The sequence below is a fragment of the Stutzerimonas stutzeri SDM-LAC genome (genome assembly GCF_000235745.1).
In the GTDB taxonomy this organism is placed as follows: Bacteria; Pseudomonadota; Gammaproteobacteria; order Pseudomonadales; family Pseudomonadaceae; genus Stutzerimonas; species Stutzerimonas stutzeri_H.
The window spans coordinates 1-26476 of sequence record NZ_AGSX01000009.1 but is presented as its reverse complement, the minus strand read 5'-3'; the positions used below and the strand labels follow the sequence as shown (position 1 = coordinate 26476).

At 61.4% G+C, this 26476-nt stretch carries 19 protein-coding genes; 5 read left to right on the top strand and 14 right to left on the bottom strand.

The genetic code is table 11. The features are described 5' to 3' along the window. Positions 1-2981: maltose alpha-D-glucosyltransferase (treS, locus tag PSTU_RS20255; protein WP_019339137.1), on the top strand; the 2981-nt coding region annotated here is incomplete at its 5' end. After that, positions 2978-5197, top strand: a complete 2220-nt coding sequence (gene glgB / locus PSTU_RS0100745; RefSeq protein WP_019339136.1) for a 1,4-alpha-glucan branching protein GlgB — start codon at positions 2978-2980, stop codon at positions 5195-5197. The genes treS and glgB, both read left to right, overlap by 4 nt. A gap of 120 nt (positions 5198-5317) precedes the next feature. On the opposite strand, the gene PSTU_RS20250 is transcribed toward glgB, so the two are convergent. From PSTU_RS20250 to PSTU_RS0100715, 6 genes are all read right to left on the bottom strand, one after another. Continuing rightward, positions 5318-6337, bottom strand: a complete 1020-nt coding sequence (locus PSTU_RS20250) for a lysylphosphatidylglycerol synthase domain-containing protein (RefSeq protein WP_019339135.1) — start codon at positions 6335-6337, stop codon at positions 5318-5320. Next, positions 6334-7569: a cardiolipin synthase ClsB gene (gene clsB, locus PSTU_RS0100735; protein WP_019339134.1), complete on the bottom strand. Its 1236-nt coding sequence runs from the start codon at positions 7567-7569 to the stop codon at positions 6334-6336. The genes PSTU_RS20250 and clsB overlap by 4 nt, the downstream gene beginning before the upstream one ends. Continuing rightward, positions 7566-8369: an endonuclease/exonuclease/phosphatase family protein gene (locus PSTU_RS0100730; RefSeq protein ID WP_019339133.1), complete on the bottom strand. Its 804-nt coding sequence runs from the start codon at positions 8367-8369 to the stop codon at positions 7566-7568. Before PSTU_RS0100730 ends, clsB begins: the two co-directional genes overlap by 4 nt. Beyond that, positions 8366-9283 (bottom strand): DUF72 domain-containing protein, encoded by a 918-nt coding sequence (locus tag PSTU_RS0100725; protein WP_019339132.1) that lies wholly within the window; start codon positions 9281-9283, stop codon positions 8366-8368. The genes PSTU_RS0100730 and PSTU_RS0100725 overlap by 4 nt, the downstream gene beginning before the upstream one ends. Positions 9284-9299: 16 nt before the next feature. Continuing rightward, on the bottom strand, positions 9300-10565 hold the full coding sequence (locus PSTU_RS0100720) for a zinc-dependent alcohol dehydrogenase (RefSeq protein ID WP_019339131.1): 1266 nt from the start codon (positions 10563-10565) through the stop codon (positions 9300-9302). A gap of 302 nt (positions 10566-10867) precedes the next feature. After that, complete coding sequence (locus PSTU_RS0100715; protein WP_019339130.1) at positions 10868-11788, bottom strand: LysR family transcriptional regulator; 921 nt, start codon at positions 11786-11788, stop codon at positions 10868-10870. A gap of 104 nt (positions 11789-11892) precedes the next feature. On the opposite strand from PSTU_RS0100715, the gene PSTU_RS0100710 reads away from it, so the two are divergent. Continuing rightward, on the top strand, positions 11893-12720 hold the full coding sequence (locus PSTU_RS0100710) for a DODA-type extradiol aromatic ring-opening family dioxygenase (protein ID WP_019339129.1): 828 nt from the start codon (positions 11893-11895) through the stop codon (positions 12718-12720). Between the two features lie 28 nt (positions 12721-12748). Beyond that, positions 12749-13030, top strand: coding sequence for a DUF2218 domain-containing protein (locus PSTU_RS0100705; protein WP_019339128.1), 282 nt, complete (start codon positions 12749-12751; stop codon positions 13028-13030). A gap of 12 nt (positions 13031-13042) precedes the next feature. Here the strand turns inward: PSTU_RS0100705 and PSTU_RS0100700 are convergent, their stop codons facing one another. From PSTU_RS0100700 to glgA, 7 genes are all read right to left on the bottom strand, one after another. After that, positions 13043-13897 (bottom strand): M23 family metallopeptidase, encoded by an 855-nt coding sequence (locus tag PSTU_RS0100700; protein ID WP_019339127.1) that lies wholly within the window; start codon positions 13895-13897, stop codon positions 13043-13045. 233 nt (positions 13898-14130) lie between these two features. Next, positions 14131-16281, bottom strand: coding sequence for a glycogen debranching protein GlgX (gene glgX / locus PSTU_RS0100695; RefSeq protein WP_019339126.1), 2151 nt, complete (start codon positions 16279-16281; stop codon positions 14131-14133). A 105-nt stretch (positions 16282-16386) separates the two neighbouring features. Then, on the bottom strand, positions 16387-16782 hold the full coding sequence (locus PSTU_RS0100690; protein WP_019339125.1) for a DUF2934 domain-containing protein: 396 nt from the start codon (positions 16780-16782) through the stop codon (positions 16387-16389). Next, entirely contained in the window at positions 16779-19592 is a 2814-nt protein-coding gene (locus PSTU_RS0100685) for a malto-oligosyltrehalose synthase (protein ID WP_019339124.1), read from the bottom strand. The genes PSTU_RS0100690 and PSTU_RS0100685 overlap by 4 nt, the downstream gene beginning before the upstream one ends. Then, positions 19589-21667, bottom strand: coding sequence for a 4-alpha-glucanotransferase (malQ, locus tag PSTU_RS0100680; RefSeq protein ID WP_019339123.1), 2079 nt, complete (start codon positions 21665-21667; stop codon positions 19589-19591). The genes PSTU_RS0100685 and malQ overlap by 4 nt, the downstream gene beginning before the upstream one ends. Beyond that, entirely contained in the window at positions 21667-23448 is a 1782-nt protein-coding gene (treZ, locus tag PSTU_RS0100675) for a malto-oligosyltrehalose trehalohydrolase (protein ID WP_019339122.1), read from the bottom strand. Before treZ ends, malQ begins: the two co-directional genes overlap by 1 nt. Positions 23449-23460: 12 nt before the next feature. Beyond that, a complete protein-coding gene (gene glgA, locus PSTU_RS0100670; RefSeq protein ID WP_019339121.1) occupies positions 23461-25011 on the bottom strand; it encodes a glycogen synthase GlgA in 1551 nt (516 codons plus the stop codon). A 302-nt stretch (positions 25012-25313) separates the two neighbouring features. Here glgA and PSTU_RS0100665 point away from each other — a divergent pair, with 302 nt between their 5' ends. Continuing rightward, complete coding sequence (locus PSTU_RS0100665; RefSeq protein WP_019339120.1) at positions 25314-25814, top strand: CinA family protein; 501 nt, start codon at positions 25314-25316, stop codon at positions 25812-25814. A gap of 89 nt (positions 25815-25903) precedes the next feature. On the opposite strand, the gene PSTU_RS20245 is transcribed toward PSTU_RS0100665, so the two are convergent. Further along, positions 25904-26476: mechanosensitive ion channel family protein (locus PSTU_RS20245; RefSeq protein WP_019339119.1), on the bottom strand; the 573-nt coding region annotated here is incomplete at its 5' end.

The window sequence follows — 26476 nt, the reverse complement described above, 5'->3', positions numbered from 1 at the left end:
CCTCCGACCAACACCCCTGGTTCCAGCGTGCGCGCAAGGCGAAGAAAGGTTCCGCCGCGCGCGACTTCTATGTTTGGTCTGACACAGACCAGAAGTACGACGGTACACGGATCATCTTCCTCGATACCGAGGCGTCAAACTGGACCTGGGACCCGGTCGCCCAGCAGTACTTCTGGCATCGCTTTTACTCACACCAGCCGGACCTCAACTTCGACAACCCGCAGGTCATGAAGGCGGTTCTTAGCGTGATGCGCTACTGGCTTGATCTGGGTATCGATGGGTTGCGGCTGGATGCGATTCCCTATCTGGTCGAGCGCGACGGCACCAACAACGAGAACCTTCCGGAAACTCACGACGTTCTTAAGAAAATTCGCGCCGAAATAGACGCCAATTACCCCGACCGGATGCTGCTGGCCGAAGCCAACCAGTGGCCGGAGGACACGCAGCTGTATTTCGGCGGTGAGGACGGCGGGCTCGGCGACGAATGCCACATGGCGTTCCATTTTCCACTGATGCCGCGCATGTACATGGCGCTCGCTCAGGAGGATCGATTTCCGATTACGGACATCCTCCGTCAGACGCCAGACATTCCAGAAAACTGCCAGTGGGCGATTTTCCTGCGCAACCATGACGAGCTGACGCTCGAAATGGTGACCGACAAGGAGCGTGACTACCTCTGGAACTACTACGCCTCGGACAAGCGCGCGCGGATCAACCTCGGTATCCGCCGCCGCCTGGCGCCGCTGCTGGAGCGCGACCGTCGCAGGATAGAGCTGCTCAACAGTTTGCTGCTGTCGATGCCGGGCACGCCGGTGATCTATTACGGCGACGAAATCGGCATGGGGGACAACATTTTCCTCGGCGACCGCGACGGCGTTCGCACACCGATGCAGTGGTCGCCGGACCGCAACGGCGGCTTCTCCCGAGCCGATCCGCCCAGCCTGGTGCTGCCGGCGCTCATGGACCCGCTGTATGGCTACCAGGCGATCAACGTCGAGGCTCAGCAGCGCGACCCGCATTCGCTGCTCAACTGGACGCGGCGGTTGCTTTCGATCCGCAAGCAATTCAAGGCATTCGGCCGCGGCACGCTGAAGATGCTTGCCCCCAGCAATCGCCGAATTCTTGCGTACATCCGCGAGTTCACAACGGCAACGGGCGAGACGGAAGTGATCTTCTGTGTCGCCAACGTGTCGCGTTCGGCACAGGCTGCCGAGCTGGAGTTGTCGCACTACGCCGGCATGGTGCCGGTGGAAATGGTTGGTGGCAGCGCCTTCCCGCCGATCGGCCAGTTGCCGTATCTGCTGACGTTGCCGCCTTACGGCTTCTACTGGTTTCAACTCGCAACCACTCACCAGATGCCCAGCTGGCACCAAGCACCGGTGGAAACCATGCCTGACTTTCAAACGCTGGTGCTTAAACGCCTGGATACGCTTACCGCGGCCAACAAACGGATTCTGGAAACCGAGTCGCTGCCGGCGTATCTGCCGAAACGGCGCTGGTTTGCCAGCAAGGATGCAGCGATCAGCTCGATCAAATTCTGCTACAGCGTGCCGTTTGGCGATCCACAACGCCCGGTATTGCTCAGTGAGATCGCAGTCGAGGCAGGCGGGCGCACCGATCTTTACCAGCTGCCGCTGGGCTTCCTCGATGAAGGCGATTTCGACATCGCGCTTCCACAGCAACTGGCCATGGCGCGGGTTCGTCGCGGGCCGCAGGTGGGCCTGCTGACCGACGCGTTCGCGCTGAAGCAATTTGTCTTGGGGGTTATTCAGGGGCTGCGCGAGCAGCAGGTACTGCCCTGTGGCGATGGCGAGATACGTTTCCAGCCGATGGCGCAGCTGGCAGAGATCGAACTGTCTGCAGATGCGGAGGTGCGTTACCTAACCGCCGAACAGTCCAACAGCTCCGCAATTATCGACAGCAGCATGATGATCAAGGTTCTGCGCCGCGTCTCGGCGGGGATGCACCCGGAACTGGAGATGGGCAGCTTCCTGACCGAACAAGGCTTCACCCATATCTCAGCGATGCTGGGGCAGGTAAGCCGCTTCGACAGGCATGGCGAGCAGTACGCCCTGATGGTGGTGCAGCGCTTCCTCGATAACCAGGGCGATGCCTGGGAGTGGACGCTGAACACGCTGGACCGCGCCGTACGCGACCAGATTGCCGATGGCATCTCGCTGCAAGAAAACCAGTTCAGCGCGCTGGAGGAGCTGGAAGCCTTCAATCGTCTGCTCGGGCAGCGTCTTGGCGAGATGCACATGACCTTGGCAGTACCGACCGACAACCGGGCCTTCGCTGCCGAGCCGACCACTGCATCGGACGCAAAGGAATGGACGCAACTGATATCCGGGCAGGTCGAGCATGCGCTTGATCTGCTGCACGCTCGCCGTGGCGATCTGGATCGCAAGACTACCGCGCTGGTCGATCAGCTGCTTGGTCAACGAAAGGAGCTGCTAGCCGAGGTCAAACGGCTGGCCAACCGCACCCTTGGCGGCCTGCGGACCCGTGTCCACGGTGACCTGCACCTTGGGCAAGTACTTGTCGCGCAAGGTGATGCCTATTTTATTGACTTCGAGGGCGAACCCGCGCGCTCGCTCGAGGAACGGCGCAGCAAACTGAGCCCATTCAAGGACGTAGCCGGTGTACTGCGTTCCTTTGAATACGCAACCGCCATGACCTTGCGCAACGCGCAGTCCAGCGACAGTTCGGAAGCGGCTGACCAAGCGCGCCGCGACATTTCCGATACCTATCAGCAAACTGCACGTGCGGTCTTCCTGGAGGCTTATCGTGAGGCGACCGCCGGGTTGCCTCACGCCTGGAAGGACACCGCTGGAGCCGATGCGGCCCTGGCACTGTTCAGCCTGGAGAAGACGGCATATGAAGTGGCCTATGAGGCTGAGAACCGCCCGGCCTGGCTGTCCGTCCCGCTTCAGGGGTTGGCGACGCTGGCACAACAGATTTCCGATGGAGGTTCCCAATGATTGATCGTCCGGCCGTGACAATGCCCGGTGAAAACCTGCTGCCAACCGATGCCGACGTCGATGCGCTGGTGCGCGCCGAGCACGGCAATCCATTTTCGATCCTTGGCCCTCACCCAGACGGTGATGGTCTGGTGGTGCGTGCCTATTTGCCCAACGCGCTGGGTGTCGAGGTGATCGAGCGTAGCAGCGGGCGTGTACTGGCCGCGATGGAGCAGGGCCAGGTGCCAGGCTTCTTCTTTACCCGGCTAACCAACCAACAGCCGTATTTGCTGAAAATCCGCTGGGCCAGCGGCGAGCAGATCACTGAAGACCCGTTCAGCTTTGGTCCCCAGCTCGGCGAAATGGATATGTACCTGTTCTCCGAGGGCAACCATAGAGAAATCGGCCGCGTATTTGGTGCTCAGCCGATGGAAGTCGATGGGGTGCAAGGTGTGCGCTTCGCGGTCTGGGCGCCCAATGCCCGCCGTGTTTCGGTGGTCGGCGGTTTCAACGGCTGGGACGGGCGCCGGCATCCCATGCGCCTGCGTTTTCCCTCCGGCGTATGGGAGATCTTCATCCCGCGTCTGCAACCGGGCGAAGCCTACAAATACGAAATTCTGGGTCAGAGTGGCATTCTGCCGTTGAAGGCCGATCCGATTGCGCTGGCTACCGAGCTGCCTCCTGGCACCGCGTCGGTGATCTCGCACCCGCTCGAATACGAGTGGAAGGATGAGGACTGGCTGCAGCAGCGTGCAGCGCAACAATCGGTGAAATCACCGATGACCATTTACGAGCTGCACGCAGGTTCCTGGCGTCGCGACGGCGGCGATGACGGCCGCCTGTACAACTGGCATGAGCTGGCCGAGCGGTTGATTCCGTATATCAAGGATCTGGGCTTCACCCATATCGAGCTGATGCCGATTATGGAGCACCCGTTCGGCGGTTCCTGGGGCTATCAGCTGCTGTCGCAATTCGCGCCTAGCGCCCGCTACGGCAGCGCCCATGACTTCGCCGCGTTCGTCGATGCCTGTCACGCCGCGGGTATCGGCGTGATTCTCGACTGGGTTCCGGCGCATTTCCCCACCGATGCCCACGGTTTGGGCGAATTCGATGGCACTGCGCTATACGAATACGCGCACCCATTCGAGGGCTTCCATCAGGATTGGGATACCTACATCTACAACCTGGGTCGTACCGAGGTGCATGGCTTCATGCTCGCATCCGCCTTGCACTGGCTGCGTGAATTCCATGTCGACGCGCTGCGCGTGGATGCGGTGGCTTCGATGCTCTATCGAGACTATTCACGCAAGGAAGGCGAGTGGATTCCCAACCGTCACGGCGGTCGGGAAAACCTCGAAGCGATCGACTTCCTGCGTCACCTGAACGATGTCGTCGCCACCGAAACGCCCGGTGCGCTGGTCATCGCGGAGGAATCCACCGCATTCCCAGGCGTGAGCAAACCGACCTCCGAGAACGGGTTGGGCTTTGCCTACAAGTGGAACATGGGCTGGATGCACGACACGCTCCAGTACATCCAGGAAGACCCGATCAATCGTCAGTACCACCATGACAAGTTCACCTTCGGCATGGTCTACGCCTATTCGGAGCACTTCGTGCTGCCTATTTCCCATGACGAAGTGGTCCACGGCAAAGGCTCGTTGATCGACAAGATGCCCGGCGACCGGTGGCAGAAGTTCGCCAATCTCCGAGCCTATCTCTCCTTCATGTGGACGCACCCCGGCAAAAAGCTGCTGTTCATGGGCTCCGAGTTCGGCCAGTGGCGTGAGTGGAACCATGATCGCGAACTCGATTGGCATCTGCTGGAGGAGGCCGATCACCGTGGCGTTCAGAATCTGGTGCGCGATCTCAACCACCTCTACAGCCGTGAACCTGCGTTGTACGAATTGGATTCCGACCCGGCGGGTTTTCAGTGGCTGATCGGCGATGACCGTGCCAACAGCGTATTCGCCTGGTTGCGCAGGGGCTCGAGCGGCGACCCGTTGTTGATCGTCGGTAACTACACGCCGGTCGTCCGTGAGGGTTATCGCGTTGGCGTGCCAGTCGACAGTCGCTGGGAAGAAATCTTCAGCAGCGACGCCGAGTGCTATGGCGGCTCCAACGTGGGCAATGGCGGCGGTATCCTGGCCGAGCAGATCCCGGCCCACGGCCAGGATGTTTCACTGGCGCTGACGTTGCCGCCACTGGGTGTGATTATTCTTCGGCCCAAGTCTGGCTGATGCCGCTTAGCGGCGTATGACCCGAGACGCCAGACGCAGAAAAGCCGGAGCAACGCGTGCTCCGGCTTTTTATTGCTGGGTATTTACAGCAAGTTCACCTGGCCAAAACGGCGACTGAACTCAAGCTGCGGTGGGAGGGTGCTCCTCATGCGGTTCTTCATTTGTGCGCGCCTGGTCCCGGGAGCGCAGCTTCTTCGCTCGTATTTCCAGCACCACATAGATCATCGTGGCGAACACGAGCGGGACAAGGAAGTAGACCACCCGGTAGCCGATCAACCCCGCCACGATGCTGGCCTGGCTGAGCTCGCCGCCACCCAGCATCGCGACGAACACCGCCTCGATCACGCCCAGGCCAGCCGGGATATGGGCAATCACGCCGGCCACACTGCTGATCATCAGGATACCCAGCACAACGGGATAGGGCACCTGCTGCGCCAACATGAAGTAGACCACCAGCGCCATCAGCGCCCAGTTGCTCGCGCCGAGCAGCATCTGGACCACAGCCAGGCGCAGGCTTGGCAAATAGATCTCGTGCGTGCGGATCGTCCAGTGGCGGCGTTTGGAGAAGCCGCACGCCCAGAGATAGATCGCTGAGACCAGCAGCAGCCCAGCGCCCAGTACACGCAATGCGGTATGACCGATTTCCCAGTCAGCGGGAGGCGTGATCCAGCCCAGCGCGAAGATCAACCCGGCCAGCCACAGGTAGCCGAGCCAGTTGGTCAGTACGCTCATGGTGAACACGCGAGTGATCTGCGAGGTGCGCAGGCCAAAGCGGGAATAGAGTCGATAGCGCAGCGCAATACCTCCGACCCAGGCGCTCAGGTTGAGGTTGAAGGCATAACAGACGAAGGTCACCGGGACGATCTGCCGGATCGGCATATCGTGCTGCGCATAACGTTTGCCGAGCACGTCGAAACAGCAATACACCGCATAACTCACCGCAGTCGCTGCGCCAGCGAGCCACAGGGTTTTGGCGCTGTAGTTGCGCAGCGTCTGGTAGACCTCGCTCCAATCGACGTTGCGCGCCAAACTGATCAAGAGCCCGGCGACGAGGATGAAAAAGCAGTAGGTCAGGATCTTCTTGATCAGTGGCCAGCGGCGGCGCCACCCACTCCGTGGCTGGTGGTGTCGCTCGGTCATTGATGATCTCGCTGCAAGGGTGCAGGGCTGGGTTCAAGTGGCGCCGGATCGAGCAGCTGTAACTTGGGTTTATGAGCCGGTAACAGCCCCACCCACTGAGGGAAGTGGCGCAGAAAGTGGAAGATGATGAAGGCCAGCGGCGCCCGCCACCAGTAGCCGCGAATGATGCGTTCCAACGGAATGCGCCGGCAGTCTTGTTGCAGCAGCCGGTCCAGGTTCTCGTGCAATTGGCGATTAAATGTGTGATCGCGAATGATCAGATTTGCCTCGAGATTGAGCGACAGGCTCAGGGGGTCGAGATTGCTTGAGCCCACTGTGGACCACTCGTAGTCGGCCAAGGCGACCTTGCCATGCAGCGGCCGGCGGCAGTATTCATGGATCTCCACACCGTCGCTCATCAGATAGTTGTAAAGCATGCGCGCGCCGAACTTGGCGATCGGCATGTCCGGTTCGCCCTGCAGAATCAACCGGACCCTGACGCCACGCCGCGCGGCGTTGCGGATTTCGCGCAGCACGCGGTAACCGGGGAAGAAATACGCATTGGCGATCAGCAGGCGAGAGCGGGCATCGCGGATCGCCTGCAGATAATGCTGCTCGATATCGTTGCTGTGGTCGTTGTTATCGCGGGTCACGAACAGGGCGCGGGCTTCTCCTCGGCTGACACCGACAAAACCGTTGCTTTGCGTTCGTGGTCGCCGATGCCACCAGCGCCGGTGCGTAGACGTGGCCGAGATATTTGCGAGCGAGAATCGGTGGATGTCGTGGACGACCGGGCCTTCAACCCGAAGTGCGTAATCCTGCTTGGCCGCTGGGCCAAAATCGCCGAGATGGTCGGCGGAAAAGTTGATGCCGCCGATGAAGGCCAGATCACCATCCACCACGACGATCTTGCGGTGCATGCGGCGGAACACGTTCAGACGCTTACCCAGCACCCGCTTGCCCGGATCGAAAACGTGGACGCGTACACCGGCCCGCGCCATCGCTGCGGCGAAATCGCCATCCAGATCGGCTGAGCCATAACCGTCTACGGTCACGTCCACGCTGACGCCGCGCTCCGCTGCGGCAATCAACGTCTGTTGCAGCTCCTGCCCGACCTTATCCTTGAAAAAGATGAAGGTTTCCAGCAGGACTTCCTTCTGCGCGGCCGCAATGGCCTCGAACACGGCAGGGAAGAACTCCTCACCGTTTTCCAGCAACTGAAGACGATTCCCGTCTCTCCAGTGAAAATTCATAGCTGTATCTCCACCGCCAAGGGCAGATGATCGGACAAGTGTGTCCAGGGTTTGTTGCCCAGTATTCGCGCTTTGTGGCTCGTTGCATTTCGCACATAGATGCGATCCAGACGCAGCACGGGCCAGCGTGCGGGGAAGGTTTTGGCCACCTTGCCCTGCGCTACCGCGAACACCTCATGCATGCCTGCGCAGCGATCCAACACCTGAGCACCCTTCAGCCGCCAGTCGTTGAAGTCCCCGGCGACGACGACGGGGGCATCCGCTGGCAGCGAGTCGAGGAGGTCACAGAGGAGGCGCAGTTGTTGCTGGCGATGGGCTTCGCGCAAGCCGAGATGAACGCAGATGGCATGAAACTCGTCATGTCCAGGCACCTGCAGCACGCTATGCAACAGGCCGCGCCTTTCCGGCCCGGCAATGGAGATGTCGAGGTTCTCGTAGCGCGTGATAGGGAATTTCGACAGCAGCGCGTTGCCGTGATCACCGTCCGGGTAGACGGCGTTTCGACCATAGGCAAAATCGGTCCAGATGCTGTCGGCCAGGAATTCGTACTGCGACATCTTGGGCCAGTCATGAAAGCGCAACGCATGCTTTTCATGCGTGCCGAGTACTTCCTGCAGGAACACGATATCGGCCGATACCGCTCTGACCGCCTCACGCAACTCCGGCAGGATGAATCGCCGGTTAAGGGCGGTGAAGCCCTTGTGGGTGTTCACGGTCAGCAGGCGGACCGTGTTGACCGCAGTCGACATGTGCGCATCAAGGTCGCTGCTGTCGAGGGGGTGGGTCTTGTCCAGATTCACGCCAATGCTCCTTCCAACTGGCCTGGAGTGGTTTCCAGGTCTTTATCCAGTCCGAGCCGGCGCAACAACTGTCGCGCATCGTACGGCGCCCGAACCTTTACATCGTTATCGAAATAGCAATAGACGGGGCGTTGCTTGCGCGCCGTCGGCTTGGTGTCGCTGATCAGATGCGCGTCGTCAGGCTGACTACCTTCATGCCAACGGGTGATGCGCTGGGCCCAGTTATCCAGCGCCTCATCGGTGTAGCCGCTGGTGTAGAGCTGTTCGGCACCATGAAGGCGGATGTAGACGAAATCACTGGTGAGGTCTTCTCGATAGGGCCACTTGCCGGCCGTATCGGCCACGACCAGCGCGACCTTGTACTTACGCAGCAGCGCCACGAATGCCGGATCGACAAAGCTCTCGTTACGTATTTCGACCGCATGCCGAAGGCGACGTTTGCGATCTATCTGCAGATAACTGCGTCCCTCCATGCGCGCTTCGCAGCCCTTGGCCATTTCCAGCGCGGCTTCGGTGTCATGCGGCAGCAGGGCGAGGAAAGTTTCGAAACGCTCCGGGTCGAACTTGAACGAAGGTGGGAACTGCCAAAGCATCGGACCGAGCTTGTCCTTGAGCGCAAGAACGCCGGAGGCGAGAAAGTTCGCAATGGGTTTCTCCACGTCCCGCAGGCGCAGCACATGGGTGATGTAGCGCGGTGCCTTGACGCTGAAAACGAACCCCTCGGGCGTCTCGTCATACCAGCCGGCGTAGAGCTCTGGCTTCTGTAGCGAATAGAACGAGCCGTTGATCTCGATGCTGCTCACTGCGCGCGAGGCGAACCTCAGCTCGTTCTTCTGCACCAGCCCCTTGGGGTAGAAGTCACCTCGCCAGGGTGTGTAGCGCCAGCCGGAAATGCCTATATGGATGGCTGCCATCGCTTGCTCCAGTGGTCTAGCGGGGGCTTTGCATGCTGGTTGGATCGCTGGCAGGGAAGGTGTCGGCGATGGCCTCGTCGACCAGTGCTTCCTTCGAGCCGGAAACCTCCGAACCTTCGCGCTGGGGCTTCAGCTCAACCTTGATCCAACCACCCTCGCGACGATCGAACGCCTCGAATGCAGCTATGGCATCGGTCATCGGCTTGACCTGAGTGAGAATCTTCGTCGGGTCGATACGTCGCGCCTGGATCATTTCGATCAGTCGCGGGATGTACTTGCGGTGGTGACAGTTGCCCATGTTCATGGTGATGTTCTTGTTCATCGCCTTTCCGATGGGGAAGGTCATGGCATCCGGTGGATACACGCCGATAATCGACAGGGTGCCGGCCTTCGCCAGACACTCCACACCCCATTCCAGCACCTGGGACGGACCGTCGCCCGGTTGCCACTTGGCGTTCTGGTCGAGGTTCGTGCCGTCGGCAGGTTTGCCACCGCAGCAACCGTGTTCCGCATCGATGCCTACGGCGTCAATCACGCGGTCGACGCCAATCCCGCCGGTCAGACGCTTGAGTGTTTCGATCGGGTCTTCGCGATTGAAGTCGATGATCTCCGCACCCTGGCGCTGGGCCATACGCAATCGGTCGTCGAATTGATCGATAGCAAAGATGCGCCCGGCGCCCAGCAGTTTGGCGCTGGCAATGGCGAACTGACCAACCGGGCCGCAGCCGAACACCGCTACCGTATCGCCAGCCCCTATCTCCGCCATCTCGGCACCGAAATAGCCGGTTGGGAAGATGTCTGAAAGCAGAATTGCCTGGTCGTCGCTGATTTCAGGCGGCAGCTTCACCAGGCCGATATTGGCGAAGGGAATGCGCGCCTTTTCAGCTTGCAGGCCGTGGAACGGGCCGGTGGCTGCAGGGCCGCCGTAGAAGGCAGTGCCCGCTTCCTTGCCGTTGGGATTGGCCACGTCGCATTGAGCAAAATAGCCCGAGCGGCAGTATGAGCAGTTGCCGCAGGCGATCGTCGAGGGAACCACCACCCGGTCGCCTATCTGTAGGTTGCGCACGTCCTCGCCAAGCTCTTCAACGATACCGACCGCTTCATGGCCAAGAATGGTGCCCGGCTTCATGCCGCTGAAGGTCCCGCGAACGAAGTGCAGGTCCGTTCCGCAGATGGCCGAGGCGGTGATGCGCACAATAGCGTCGGTCGGCGCTTCGATCTTCGGGTCGGCCACGTCTTCCAGGCGTATGTCGCCGACATCGTGATAGACAACTGCTTTCATGGGCGTCTCCATAAACGGTCCCAATCGCGCCTGACCGGGCTTCGACTGGTCTGAATGAATGGTGAGTGACATCCTGCTGATCAACCGAGCTGGAACAGCTGGGCTGAAGAATCCTCGCGAATGCGCCTAGCCTTTGCCTGCGACGCGATCCGCGGCGCGTTGCTTACGCGATCCGCTCCCTTCATTCGGACTGGTGGTGGCTTGCCCGGTTCATCTTTTTTTCCGCTGTGATGCAGCCGGGGCCGCTCAATATCGGTATTGACGTTAATTCAGCGGAGGCCGGGCTGCCGGCACAACAAGGGTTAGCGGAGCGGGCGATCCCATGGGAGGTCGCCAGCGAACGCTTCGACCAGATAGTCGATCATGGCGCGCACCTTGGCCGGCGGGCGGCGCTCAGGCGGATAGACGACATGGATCCCGCCGAGGCCCAGCGGCGGCTGATCGAGTTCCACGACTTCCAATTCGCCCCGGTTGAGGGCAGCGGCCACGATGAACTGCGGTTGGTAGATCAGCCCTTGGTCACCGACGGCGGCAGCGACCAGCGCTGCGCCGTTATTAGCCAGCAGGTTGCCCTGGATCGGTACGCGGATTTCTCCTGCCGGACCAAATGCCCATTCCCGACCGCCCAGCAGGCTCGACAGGCTGTAACCCAGGCAATTGTGGTGCGACAGATCGCCCACACGCCTTGGCACCCCACGCCGGGCAAGGTAACCGGGCGAGGCGCACACCAGCATCGGGCAGTCTGCCAGGCGGCGGGCCTGCAACGGGCTGTCACTGAGGCGACCGATTCGCACCGCCATGTCCCAGCTCCCGTCGATCAGGTCGACCTGGCTGTCGGTCAGCCCCAGCTCGACTGTGACCGCAGGGTGTCGCTGGCTGAAAACAGGCATTAATGGCGCGATAAAGCGGGTGCCGAATGACAGTGGCACGTTCATGCGTAGCAGCCCGGAGGCCTCGACTCGCTGTGAGGCGACGCTGGCTTCGGCTTCGTCGATGTCCGGCAGGATGCGCAGGCAGGCTTCGAGGTAGCTGCTTCCGGCCGCTGTCAGGCTTAACCCTCGCGTGCTGCGATGGAACAGCTTGACGCCGAGGCGGGCCTCCAGCGCATCGACGTGCTTGGTTGCCATGGCAGGGGACAAGCCCAGATGACGCGCAGCGGCGGAGAAGCTGCCGGCGCTGGCGGCACGGGTAAATACGCGCATCCCGGTGATTCGGTCGAGCATTTCAGTTCCTACTCTCAGTTGAAACTGTTGGCGTGGTTTGCCTTGTTCATACCAAAACGAGTGTAATCCATACTGTGCATCTACCCGCTCAGGATGAAGATGCCATGAATGAACACGCCACCATCACGCCACAAACCCGGATGCCAACGCTGTTCGTGCCGCACGGTGCCGGCCCTTGTTTTTTTATGGAATGGAACCCTGTCGATGCCTGGGACGCGATGGCTGCTTTCCTGAAATCTGTCGCCGCGACCTTGCCGCGCCGCCCGCGTGCGATCGTGGTGATATCCGGGCATTGGCTGGAGCGCAAAGCGATGGTCACCGCGAATGCACGCCCCGAACTCATCTACGACTACAACGGCTTTCCAGCGCACACCTATGCCCTGGAGTACCCGGCACCGGGCGATCCGGCCCTGGCGGCACGTGTGGTCGAATTGCTCGGTGAGGCAGGCATTCCTGCTGGTGAAGACGCTCAGCGCGGCTATGACCATGGCACCTTCATCCCACTGAAGTTGATGTTTGCAGACGCAGACGTGCCGGTCGTGCAGCTGTCGTTGCAGCAGGATCTGGACGCGGCTGCCCACCTCGCAATTGGTCGCGCCATCGCCCCGTTGCGCGATGAAGACGTGCTGATCGTCGGCAGCGGCATGAGTTTCCACAACATGCGTGGCTATGGCGATCCGCGTTTCGCGCCGATTTCCGATGAGTTCGACCAATGGTTGAGCGACGCCGTCAGTGCACCGCCCCTGGATCGTGATGCGCTGTTGCAAGGATGGGCGCAGGCGCCTTCGGCGCGGCTTTGCCATCCGCCCCGCGGCGAAGAGCACCTATTGCCGCTGATGGTGGCCGCTGGTGCTGCGGCGGATAGCGTAGGGCGCAAGATATTCACCGACCGCGTCATGCATACGAAGCTGTCAGCCTATCGGTTCGGCTGATTCACCTGTCCATTTAGAGAGGTTTCTTATGCTCAGCTCTACCGTACAGATCCAGACATCGGACCCAAGCCGCCTGATCCGCAGGCTTTGCAAACACTGGAGCCATAAGTTCGAGGTGGATTTCGATGACCGACATGGCCATATCGTCTTGGGCGACACTCAGTGCTCGCTGACGGCAAAAGAAAACAGCCTCATCGCGACCTTGCAGACCGCGGACGAGGAGCAGCTAACGCGAATGGAAACCGTAGTGGCCGATCACCTGCAGCGCATGTCAGCCGACGAAACCTTCAGTTTTGCCTGGCAGCGCTGAGTTGCATGGCGATCAATTGTTGCTGGCGAAGTTCGGCAGTGTGCTGACCGGCTGGGAGAAGCGGAAAGGGATCGACAGCATCGAGTCGCCATAGGCTTTCTGCACCACGAAGTGCAGATGCGGGCCGGTGCTGCGGCCTGTATTGCCGGACTGGCCGAGCAGACTGCCGACTTTCACCTGTTGCCCAGGCTTGACCTTCACCGAACCGCGCTTCAGATGCAGGTACGCGCTATGGGTACCGTCATCGTGCAGGATTCGCACGTAGTTGCCGGCCGGGTTGGGCATTCGCCCGTGCTGCCCATCACGCACTTTCAACACCGTGCCGGCGCGCGCCGCAACGATTGGCGTGCCTTGCGGCATGGCTATATCGACGGCGTAACGACCCTTGGGCGAGGTATGGCTATAGTCGCCGCCAGCACCTTGGGAAATGGAAAACGGACCGCCTTTCCAGGGCAGGGCGTAGGCATAACCCGCAACGGAACCCTTCTTCCCCGGCTCTGGTGAATAGATCAGTGAATAGCGGAACGAGTGCTGGTACATCAGCGGGTAGCCGGGTTGGCGTTTGCGCAGCGTGGCGATGCGCATACGGGTCCGTGCTGGCACCGTCTTGCGGACTACGCCTTTGCCAACGCCCGTGACGTTGACCATGTGGGTCAGGCGCACAACGACTTCGACCGGAACATCGGTATCGTTGCGTACGTCCATCGCCTTGCCCGAGCCGACACGGTTGATGAACAGCTTCACGGTGCCCGGCTTGGCGGCAGGAAGCGTCGCGTTGCTGATGTTGCCCCCGGCAAGCGAGGGCAGAGCGGCGATGGAGCCGAAGGTCAGCAGAACGAAAAAAATGATCAGCCGTGTGAGATGCATAAAGAGGTGATCCGTCACGGAAGGGACAATCTGCCCGCGGCTGGCAGGAACAAATCCGTAGGTTCATGAACGCCGCGCTGTGGGTTGGGACTGGAGGCGGTTGGCGGGGTTCCATACCGCACGTCGAGTTCAAACGAACGGTTGAGTGTTTGTGCAATTGCCACTCTGAAGAAATGAAAAAGCCCCGGAAACCGGGGCTTTGAAGCACTCTCAGATCAGTGCCTGGTTGTCTTTTATTCCTCTTCCCGGATCAACTCGAACAGCAATAGCGAACGACCGGTGAGGGCGTATTCGCTGTTGAAGTCAAAACGCTCTGACCGCGCGTTGGCGTTATTTGTGTCGATCAGGCGGTTCCAGTAGATGCCTTGCGGCACCTCGGGGAGCGCGAAATTGACTACGTCGTGGTGAGCATTGACGATGATCAGCAGCGTCGCGTCCGAGCCGGTCTTGCGGATACCGGTGGGCTGCGCCCGACCATCCAGCAGCATGCCCATGCACCGGTTGTTGCCGTCTTCCCAGTGCTCAATGGTCATTTCCTCGCCGTGTGGTGCCAGCCAGCTCACGTCCTTGACGCCCAACTCTTCGTTATAGGCGCCAACGAGGAAGCGTCCACGGCGCAGCATCGGGTAGCGCTGACGCAACCGAATCAGCTTGCGCACGAAGGCCTGCAGATTGCGGCTTTCCTCCGGAATGTCCCAGTTCACCCAGCCGATTTCGCTGTCCTGGCAATAGGCATTGTTATTACCGTGCTGGGTACGGGCGAACTCGTCGCCGGCGACGATCATCGGCGTGCCCTGGGAGAACAGCAGGGTGGCGAAGAAGTTGCGCATCTGCCGGAAGCGCAATTCGTTGATCTCCGGATCGTCTGTGGGACCTTCCGTGCCATGGTTCCAGGAGATGTTATTGCTGCTGCCGTCGCGGTTGTCTTCGTCGTTGTCCTCGTTGTGCTTGTCGTTGTACGACACGAGGTCATTCAGGGTGAAGCCGTCATGTGCGGTGATGAAGTTCACCGAACTGAACGGGCGGCGGCCACGCTGATTGAACAGGTCGCCGGAACCGGTCAGGCGCGCCGCAAAGTCTGGCAGCTGATCGCCGTCGCCTTTCCAGAACGCGCGCACGGTGTCGCGATACTGGTCGTTCCATTCGGCCCAACCGGGCGGGAAGCCACCGACCTGATAGCCGCCCGGGCCGCAGTCCCAGGGTTCGGCGATGAGTTTGGTCTTGGCCAGCACCGGGTCCTGACGGCAGGCGACCAGGAATCCGTGGCGCTCGTCATAGCCGTCGTGCTCGCGGCCGAGGATGGTCGCGAGGTCGAAGCGGAAGCCATCGACGTGCATCTCTTCGGCCCAGTAGCGCAGGGAGTCGGTCACCATTTGCAGGACACAGGGGTGACTCATGTCCAGCGTGTTGCCGGTGCCGGAATCGTTGATGTAGTAGCGCTTCTGGTCGGGCATCAGCCGGTAGTACGAGGCATTGTCGATGCCGCGCATGGAAAGCGTTGGGCCCAGCTCGTTGCCCTCGGCGGTGTGGTTGTAGACCACATCGAGAATGACTTCGAGATCCGCGTTGTGCAGGTGCGCGACCATTTCCTTGAATTCGCTGATCTTGCCGCTGGCCAGGTACTTGGGGTGCGGTGCGAAGAAGGCGATGCTGTTGTAACCCCAGTAGTTGCTCATCCCTTTTTCGAGCAGATGCTGATCCTGCACGAAACCGTGAATCGGCAAAAACTCGATGGAGGACACGCCGAGCTTGCGGACGTAGTCGACTACTTCGGGCGTCTTGAATCCGCCAAAGGTGCCGCGCATGTCTTCCGGTACCGCAGGGTGTCGCATGGTGAACCCACGAACGTGGGCCTCGTAGATGATCGTGCGATCCCAGGGCACCTGTACCGGGCGGTCGTGGCCCCAGGTGAAGGCCGGGTCGATGATCTTCGACTTCGGCACGAAAGGCGCACTGTCGCGCTCGTCATAACTCAGATCCGCGTCGGCGTGGCCAATGGTGTAGCCGAACAGCGCCTCGGACCATTTCAGCCCGCCGACCAGTTGCTTGGCATAGGGGTCAATCAACAGTTTGTTCGGGTTGAATCGATGGCCGGCATCCGGCTCGTAAGGGCCATACACGCGGTAGCCATAGATCTGCCCGGGGTGGGCATCGGGCAGGTAACCGTGCCAGATCTCATCGGTATATTCGGGCAGCTCAAGGCGCTCGAGCTCGGTCTCGCCATCGGCATCGAACAGGCACAGCTCAACCTTGGTGGCGTTCGCGGAGAAAATCGCGAAATTGACCCCCAACCCATCCCAGGTGGCGCCAAGCGGGAAGGGCAGACCCTCACGGATACGTGAAGGCGTCAGAATCTGAGGCGCCGCAGGTTTTTTTCTATTCATGAAATCTCCGATGGCAACTCTGCCCATTGGCTGTGCAGCGCGGTGAAGAACCGCGACTCGCCGACTCCCAGCTGGAGCCGGCTCGGTGGCAGGGTGCAGTGTCGTTCAGTTGTCTTTCTTGGCGCGCGGTGCGCGGGTCTTCTTCACGCCTTCCGGGGTGCCCTGGGCTGCATCGGTACCTGCTTTGGCCTTGGGGCGCGCAGTTGCCTTGGCAGGTGCCACAGCCGGCTTGGCCGGCTTGACGTCATTCGCCTCCTTGGCGTCCTTCGCAGGCTTGGCTGCCTTGGTCGCTTTGGCTGGTTTGTCAGCAGGGGTTGCATCCGTTGGTTTTGTGACCGGCTTACGCGCTCGGGTTGCCGGCTTTGCTTGCGACGTATCGTTCTCCGCCTCGGCCAGCTTGCGGGCCATGTTCCAGTGGCGTTCGTCTTCCCCGTGTGGACGGCCTTCCGAAACCCAGATGTCGTAGGCCAACTCGCGGATGCGCTGCTCTTGTTTAGTCATCGTTCTGATTCTCCTGTTGAACTCACTGTTAGCCGTAAAAGCGCAAAGGGCAGGTGCTGCAAAACCTCGGACACGCTTAAAACTTCTTGTTTGGGTGTGACTGTTATTCCGTCGAAAAGTCGCTCCATTGCTTGACCGCTCAGCGCATCGGGCAACCGAACATGGGTTTCGCCCCAGCGCTCGGCCGGAATCTGTGGTGCCTGGCTGTCGCCAAGCAAGCCGCTGGCCAGGCGCGCTGCGATCACGACCAACCAGTTGCCGTCGAGCTCACGGGCGAAGGCGATCAGGCGCTCGGCATGCTCGCCTTCGACTTTCAACGGCAGATAGCGGCCTTCGGTGAACAGGCGTGGGTGGGCACGACGCAGCCGCAGCGTGTTCGCGATCAACCATTGCTTGATGCGGCCGTCCTGCCAGTTCTCCATCAGCTCGGCTGGCTGAGCTTCCAGGCGGAAGGTGGCGCGACGACGGTCAAAGTCGACGGCGCGGCGGTTGTCGGGGTCGACCAGGCTGAAGTCCCAATAATCCGCGCCCTGGTAGAGGTCGGGCACGCCCGGTGTGGTCATGCGCAGGACGGTCTGGGTAAGGCTGTTCAGCGCACCGGCCGGGGCCAGATCGGCGGCTGCCGCCGCGAGGTCGTCGCGCAGGGTCTTGCACTCGACGCCAAGCAGCAAGGCCCGAACGTAGTGCTGGCAGGCGCTTTCATAATCGCTGTTTGGATCGGTCCAGGTGCTGCGCAGTTTGGCTTCGCGAACGGCCTTTTCCTGCCATTGAATGATTCGCTCGCAGAACGCTTCCATGGCGGGCTTGTCGTCAGCGTGCAGGTCCAACGGCCAGCAGCCGAGCAGCACCTGATACAGCAACATCTCATCGCCGGGCGAGGGTGCGGGTCCCTCCGGCAATTCCTGGCGCTGGCCGTAGGCTAGCTGGCGCCAGTGTTTGACCTTGCTGGCAAACCATTCGGCGCGCTCGCTGATCACGGTCATTCGCGCGCGGGTGTCTTCGCCGCGTTTGTGGTCATGCGTCGCGGTAGTCAGCAGGTTGCGTGGGAAGTGCTCGGCACGCGCCAGACACTCGGCATGGAAGGCCTCGACTGACGCGCTGAAGGTTTGCGGGTCGAAGCCGACATCATTGCGCGAAAGCAGTGCGCCGGAGCGGTAGCAGGCGGTGTCTTCCACAGCCTTGGCGGCAGCGGGCGAAGTCAGCTGCTGGAAACGGGTACAGGCATAACGGCGAATCCGCCGTGCAGGTCCCGGTGGCAACGAGCGAAGGTCTTCGCCGCCCAGCCAACGATCAAGCAGATCGAGCAGCGGCCAATCGGCTTCGCCGAGCGTGGTACGTGCGCCGGCCAGCGCCTGCTGGAAGAAGGGCTCGTCAGCCTCCCGACGGCCGCGGGCGGCAATGTAGGTGCGATACACCGGAAAGTGCACGATCAGTTCGAGCAGCCCACGGCGAATCGCACCGAGGGTGATGTCGCGGGTCATCACGTCATGGCGCGCCACCTGCAGCAGCGCCTGAGCAACGGTTTCGAAGTCGCCGGCCAGCGGCCCGGTGAGCACCAAATGCCGCGCCTGGCGGACCTCCTCCATGAAGTCGGCGGGGCGCTCAGCGGTCTCGCTCCACAGCGAACACAGCATGTCCTTGCCGGCTGGGTCGTGCAGCAGCAACGACACCTGGTTCATGAACTCATAGCCTGTGGTGCCGTCGACGCCCCAGTCGTCATGCAGACGCTCGCCCTCGGCGAGAATCTTTTCCACGTAGATTGGTACGTGATCCTGCTCTGCGTCTTCAGGCCGCGCGGCATTGAGGCGATCGACACGGCGCCGCAGACGACGGCAATAGCCGCGCGGATTGGCTAACCCGTCGATGTGATCGATGCGCAGGCCGTCGACCAGCCCTTCGCTGATCAGCTCGAAGATTTTCGCGTGCGTTTCCTCGAACACGACGGGCCTCTCGACCCGCAGGCCACCCAGCTCGTTGATGTCGAAGAAGCGCCGCCAGTTGATGTCGTCCCCTGCGGTACGCCAGCTGGCGAGGCGATAGTTTTGCCGTTCGAGCAGACCGTGCAGGCGCTTGAAGCCTTCTTCGGTGGTCGAGTCGTAGTGGCGCAGTGCTGCTTCCAGCGTCTGCCGAGTGCCGCTGTCCTCCAGCAGGCGGGCCAGGTCTGCACGCAACTCACGTGCGGTCTGGTAGGGCGCGGGCTCGGTTTTAAGCGCATCGAAATGCTGCGCCAGGCTACGCAGTTCAGGCTGATCGGTCAGTCGCAGGATCTCGCCGTACGTGGGTGGCGAAATGGGGAAGCGGTGTTCGTAGTGTTCGGCGTAGAAGCCACCGTTCTCGATATCCAGGCGCAGGGGAATCTTGCCGTCCTGCAGCGCTTCGCCGTAATCGCTGCCCAGGAAAGGCACCAACAACTGGCCTTCGAGCAGTGGGTCGGGGGAATTCCACTGGATGTCGAAAAACTGTGCATACGGGCTGCGACGCCCCCACTCAAGCACGTCGAGCCACCAGGCATTTCCAGAGCCGCCAACCGCCATGTGGTTGGAGACGATGTCCAGTATCAGGCCCATGCCCTTGGCCCGCAGGGCATCGACCAGCCGCCGCAACGCCGGCTCACCGCCGAGCTCCGGGTTGATATGGGTCGGGTCGATAACGTCGTAACCGTGCATCGAGCCGGGGCGCGCCGTCAGCAGGGGGGACGCGTACAAGTGGCTGATGCCGAGCTCGGCGAAGTAGTCGACCAGCGCGGTGGCATCGTCGAGTGTGAAGTCACGATGGAACTGCAGTCGCAACGTGGCGCTAAGGTCTCTCATCGATGTTTACTTCCAATGGCATGCTTGCGCGCGCTGGAAAGCAGCTCCAGGCGGTGCGAACAGGCGGGGTCGTCAAGCAGGGTGGCGCTGTCGCCGGGATAGCGGCGCTGCCAGTTGGGATGGGTGTCGGTGGTGCCGGGCATGTTTGGTTGTTCGAGCAGCCCCAGGGCGTCCTCGACCGGGAACAACACCAGCGGTGCAGGCGTACGACCGATAAAAACGGCGCAGGCATCGGCCAATACGTCGGGGTCGGTTAGATCGTGTTCGGCACCCGGGGCGTACTCGCGCAACAGTCGTAGCAGCCCGGCGCGTTCGCGTTCACGTTCCTCCAGTTGTACCGCGCGTTCGTCTTCCCGGTTCTGGCCGACCTGGATGCGCCAGTCAATGTCGTGGGCTTTCCACCAACCTTCGATGGTCGGCAGGTCATGGGTGGTGGAAGTGGCGATTGCACTGTCGGGCCATTCATCGAGCGGCTTGAATGTGCCGTTGTGGTCGCGCTCGAAGAACAGCACGCGTATGCCGAGCAGCTTGCGTGCCGCCAATTTGTCGCGCAGCCCTTCGGGCACCGTCCCGAGGTCTTCGCCCAGCACCACCGCGTTGCGCCGCCAGGCCTCCAGCGTGAGCAGGCGCAGAAGATCGTCGAAGGGATAGTTGAGGTAAGCGCCTTCGGTGGGGCCAGCGCCGGCAGGCATCACCCACAGGCGCATCAGGCCCATCACATGGTCGATGCGTATGCCGCCGGCATGCGCCAGATTGGCGCGCACCATTTCGATGAACGCGCGGTAGCCGTGCGCCTTCAAGCCCCACGGGGAGAACGCGGAGATTCCCCAGCTCTGGCCCTGACGGTTGATGATGTCTGGCGGTGCGCCGACGCTGAGCGCTGCCAGCACTTCATCCTGACGACTCCAGGCCTGACTGCCGCCACCGTCGGCACCGACGGCGAGGTCGCTGATCAGGCCGATCTTCATCCCGGCGCTGCATGCGGCAGTCTGGGCCCGCTCAAGCCCACGCGCGATCAACCATTGGCAGAACGCGTAATAGCTCACTTCGGCGGCGTTTTCCTGGGCGAACTGTTCGACGGCAGGGCTTTGTGGCGTGCGGTATTGCTCGGGCCATTCGCGCCAGTGTTGTGGGAAACCTTCCGGGCTGAGAAGTGCTGCGTGCAAGGCCTCGAAGCGACAATGGTTTTCCAGTGCTTCACCGCCAGCTTCGCGAAAACTGTCGAAGTCCGCCTGCTGGGCGTTACCGCCGGTGGCGAAATCCTCATAGAGCGTGCGCAGCAGGCATTGGCGCGCTTGCGAGGCGGCGTCCCAGTCGATCAGTTCGAGCGCTTCGAGGCGTTGCAGTTCGTCGGCGAGCCCGCAGGATTCGATCGCCATGCGCAGCGGCTTTTCGCCCAGTATGGTGCCGGGTGCACTGTGCAGAATGTTGTAGAACAGCCGGCTGGAAGGCGAATACGGGCTGTATTGCCCGCTGTTCCCGGTGAACATCGCATGCAGCGGGCTGATGCCCAGGGCATCGGCCCCATGTGCCGCGGCGTTGCGCGCCACCGCTTCGAGCGCCTGGGTATCGCCGAGCCCACCATCGCCGGGGCGACGTAAACCATAGAGCTGCACCGTGATCCCCCAGGCGCCTGGGCCGGCCACGTCCTCGACGCTGGGGCAGGCGGCGGGTGCGACGGCCAGCGTCACCTGCTGGGCCGCGATACTCAGCCGGTGGTAGCCGGGCGTATCGATGGCTGCAAGACGCGACTGGCTATCGAGGCTGCCATCCTGCTGGCTGCCGTCTTCGAGTGTCAGGCTGTAACGAGTCGATGGCTCGAAATAGTGACTGAGATCCAGCGGCGCTCCCTGGTCGAGTGTCAGCAGCGGCGGCACGCTGGCCGCGCCTGAGCCGGCGTCGAGTTTTTTCAGGCTGCGTTCGATCTCGGCATCATCGGTGGCTGGCAGCCCCAGCCCCCCGAGCACGGCACGCAAGACTTCCGGTTTGACGCGTTGATCCCTGCCATCCGCATCGACCCAGTCGATGGACAGGCCAGCCGCCTTGGCCAGGCGGTTTAGTCGCTCATCGCTCATTAAGACACTCCGGCTGAATCGAGCAAATACATCCTGGCGGTGCGCGCAGGTAGCGTGGTGGTGCCGCCTGAGTCATCTTCACGGCTGCTGTGCAGCAAGCGCGCAGTTGAGTCAGGCGGTGTAACGGCAAGGTCGTTGCCGCTCAAGTTGAGTTCCAGGTGCAGTTCGCTGCGATCGCCCAGTTGCCAGCGGGCCATCGCAGCGGCTTCGCCCAAGGCTTCAGCGCCGAGGAACCGCGAGCCTTCCAGGCGTGGCACGATTTCGGTGTGGCGAATCTGCAGCAGATGGCGATACAGGCTCAGCCATTCGGCGTGCTCAGGCTCGTCGCGCTTGCTGAAGTCAGGTTTGGAAGCCTCATACGTCTCCATCGCGTTTGGATCGGGAATTCGCTCGCGGGTGTGCTCGTCGGCGAATTCGGCAAATTCCGCAAACTCGCCACGGCGCCCCTCGCGTACGGCATCGGCCAGCTCGCCGTGGTGGCTGGTAAAGAACAGGAAGGGCTCGCGTGCGCCCCATTCCTCGCCCATGAACAGCAGCGGCACCATGGGGGAAAGTAGCAGCACGGTAGTCGCCGCCTTCAATGCATCCGCTGGCGCCAGGTTGATCAGCCGATCGCCGAAGGCACGGTTGCCGGTCTGGTCGTGGTTTTGCAGAAACAGGACGAAGGCGGTCGGCGACAGGTGTCCGCTGGGCTCGCCACGCGATTCGCCACGGCGATTTTCATGCCCTTGATAGATGAATCCTTCACCGAGAAATCGCACCAGCTTGTTGGTCGCATCGTTGTGGTAATCGCCGTAGTAGCCCTGGCTCTCGTCGGTGAGCAGCGTATGCAGCACGTTATGGCCGTCATCGTTCCACTGCGCGGTGAAATCATCGGAGAGCAGGCTGGCAAGGTTGTGTTCGTTCTCCAGCACCAGATGCAGATGGCGACCCGGTTCGACTTCCGCGCGCACGCGTGCGGCCAATTCAGGCAGGAAGGTCCGGTCTGGGATCGCGTGGACTGCGTCCATGCGCAGGCCGTCGAAGCGGTAGTCCATCAGCCACATCAGGGCGTTGTCGATGAAGAAATCGCGCACTTCGCGGCGGCGGAAATCGATGCCATCGCCCCAGGGTGTTTGCTGGTCATGGCGGAAGAAATGCTTGGCATAGCGATGCAGGTAATTGCCGTCCGGACCGAAGTGGTTGTAGACCACATCGATGAACACCATCAGGCCCAGACCGTGGGCGCTGTCGATCAGGTGCTTGAGCTGATCGGGCGTGCCATAGGACGCTTCCGGTGCGTAGAGCAGAACCCCGTCGTAGCCCCAGTTACGGTCACCCGGAAATTCGGCGAGCGGCATCAACTCGATGGCAGTCACGCCGAGATCCGCCAGTGCCTGAAGACGCTGCTCGATCCGCGCATAGCCGCCATAGCTGCCAACGTGCAGTTCGTAGAGCACGGTCTCGTGCCACGGGCGGCCTTGCCAATCCGTGTTGCGCCACCGGTAGGCAGCAGGATCGACTACCACGCTTGGATCGTGCACATCTACCGACTGCGCGCGGGACGCAGGGTCCGGCACCTTGAGTTCATTATCGATAAGAAAACTGTACTGCGTGCCGGCGCCAACATCCGCCTCGATGCTGTACCAGCCGTCTTTACCTTCCTGCATTGGCAGCGTAGCGCCGCCAATAATCACCAGGCCGACGCTTTGCGCGTCAGGTGCCCAGAGCCTGAACCGGGTACGGGATTTATCCAGTAGCATCGGTCCGTGTTGCCCGTTGCGGGCGGGCCTATTCTGCATTGATGGACCTCATTAGAGAGTGGCACTGACCTCGCGTCGCCCGCCCAACAGGCGTTGGTACAACCGGTCATAGGGTTCGATCGCATGGCTCCAGAAAAATCCCCCACTCATGGCACGGCAGCGCATCGCATTGAGCAATTGGGCGTTCTGATGCACCGCCAGGGCGCGTTCGACTGCAGCGCGATAGCTGTTGACGGTGGCTTCACTGAAGAGGAACCCGGTGACGCCGTCGTCAATGCTGTCCGCCAGGCCGCCAGTGCGGTGGGCTATGGGCAATGACGCAAAACGCTGTGCATACATCTGGCTCAGGCCGCACGGCTCATAGCGCGATGGCATGAGCAGGAAATCACTGCCGGCAAACAGGCGCCGGGCGTCGGTTTCGTTAAAGCCGATATGCGCGCCGACCCGACCGGGAAAGCGCTCGACCAGGCGGCGAACCTCATCCTCGATATGCGGATCACCACGGCCCAGAATGGCCAGCTGTCCCCCGTTCTCGACGATGGTTTCAGCAATTTCGATGGTCAGGTCGATGCCTTTCTGATGGACCAGACGCGACACCACCGAGAACAGCGGGCCGTCGCCTGCGTCCAGCTCGAACAGTTCGCGCACATGCGCCGCATTCGCCTGCTTGCCGGACCAATCGTTCGGGCCGAACGGGCTGACCAGATGAGAGCAGCTGCGCGGCTCCCAGCTTTCCTCGATGCCATTCAGCAAGCCGGTGAGCAGGCCCTGACGTGCCTTCATGCTGAGGAAACCTTCCATGCCGCAACCGAATTCGGGCGTGGTGATTTCCTCGGCATAGGTCGCGCTGACCGTGGTGACCTGGTTCGCATAGGCGATGCCGGCCTTGAGCAGCGATAGCGAGCCGTAGAACTCCATGCGCTCGGGACCGCAGCCTTCCAGCGGTATGGCCAGCGAGCGGCGCAGGCTCATATCGATGTTGCCCTGGTACGCCAGGTTGTGAATGGTGAATACGCTCGGTGTGGTGAGGCCCCGCCAATGCATGTAGGCGGGTGTCAGTCCGGTCGGCCAGTCGTGCGCATGGACCAGGTCAGGTGTCCAGCGGATGCCCGCCGTGCCACCGGCGATATCGGTCGCCGCCATGCACAGGCGGGCAAAGCGCAGCGGATTGTCTGGCCAGTCCTGGCCATGCTCATCGCCATAGGGCAGGCCGTCACGCTCGTAAAGTTCCGGGCAGACCACCACGTAGATGATCAGACCTTCCGGCATGTCCAGGCGTCCGATCTTGCACGGCGGCAGTTCAGCCTGGGAGATAACGCTGCCGACAATTCGAATCGGCTCGCCGCACTGCATCACTTGCCTGTAGCCGGGGATGAGCACGCGCACGTCATGCCGATCACCGAGGGCGCGGGGCAGGGCTGCAGACACGTCGGCCAGACCGCCCGTCTTAACCAGATCGGTCAGTTCGGACGTTACAAAAAGGATCTTTTTCTTGTCGTCCTGGGTGCTGCGTAACTGCAGAACGGGACGTTCAGTCGGCGGAGCCAGGCGTTGTGTGTTAATCAAGCGAATGGGCCGGACGTCCTCAGCTGCGATACTCATAATCTACTTCTCCCCAAGCGGCCGGCTCTCTGCCAGGCCTGCTGCAAGCACGTTTCGTCCATGCAGCACTACTGGGAGTGCTGCAAACCATGAGCACGACAAAGCTGAATTTTTATGTACTGAGGCCGCGCGAGGAGCGGCGTAGAGCTGCGTTGGCCCTACCTTGAAACAAGACCCGGATGCTGTGAATTAGTTCTCACCTTCGAGCGGAATGCGGAGGTTCGGAACTTTGCCTCTGGGTATCACCTCGGAAATCTGACTGAAGTGAGCTGTTTTTCAAGCGCAAAGCCGGAGCCAAGACCATGCAAGACCTTGCTGAAATCGTGCGGTTTCTTCGTGACAAACAAATGATGTTGACCACCGCGGAGTCCTGCACCTGCGGCCTGATGGCCTCCCTGTTGGGCGACATTCCAGGTTGCGGCAAAGTGCTCGACAGTGGGTTCGTCGTCTATTCGCCGAAAGCGAAAAACCGTCTACTGCACGTCAGTTTCGAAACCATCGAAACCTTTGGCCTTACCAGCGAAGAGGTCGCTACTGAAATGGCCATCGGCGCACTGAACGCCAGCGTCGCCGACATCGCCATTGCCAACACCGGCGTGGCCGACGACAGCGAAGAGGATGCCGGCGGCACGCAGTGTTTCGCCTACGCGCTGATGCAAGGCGAGCGCCAGGTGAGTGTCAGCGAGACGGTGCAGTTCGAGGGTGACCGGGTTGAGATTCGCAAGCAGGCGGCACGCTACGGGCTAGAGCAGTTACCGAGCAAATACGAGCAGCTGCTGGATAAGTTGCGTGCGCACGAATGACACGGCATCGATCACCTTCACGCACCGACAGGTGACCGCTGTTGGGCAGCGCCCGACAGTGCTGCGCAGCCGGCGCACGATGGCTGCGCTCACACCGGCGGCTGACGTTCGGGCTCGATATGCTCCGGAACCGGGTGCTCGACGCTTGGTTTCCGGCCCACGTTGAGGTCCGCGCGCAGCTGCGGCAGGCAGCCGGGATACTCGCGCTGGATGAAGTGGATCAAGGCTTCGCGCAAATGGCAGCGCAAGTCCCAGTTGCGAGATGAGTCTGGCGAACTCACCAGTACCCGCACCTGTATCGACTTTTCGCTGCTGTCGGTGACCTGTAACACGATCACGCGCCCGTCCCACAGCTCTGGCAGCTCCTGGCACAACCGACGCAGTTCCTCGCGCACGGGCTCCAGCGGCAGCGAGTAATCGACCCAGAGAAACACCGAGCCGATGATGCTGGAGTTGCGCCGCGTCCAGTTCTGGAAGGGCTTCTCGATGAAGTACTGCAATGGCACCACCAGCCTGCGGTCATCCCAGATCCGCACCACCACGTAGGTGCCGGTAATTTCCTCGATCCGCCCCCACTCGTTTTCGACGATCACCACGTCATCCAGGCGAATCGGCTGGGTGATTGCGATCTGTATCCCGGCGATCAGGTTGGCCAGTACCGG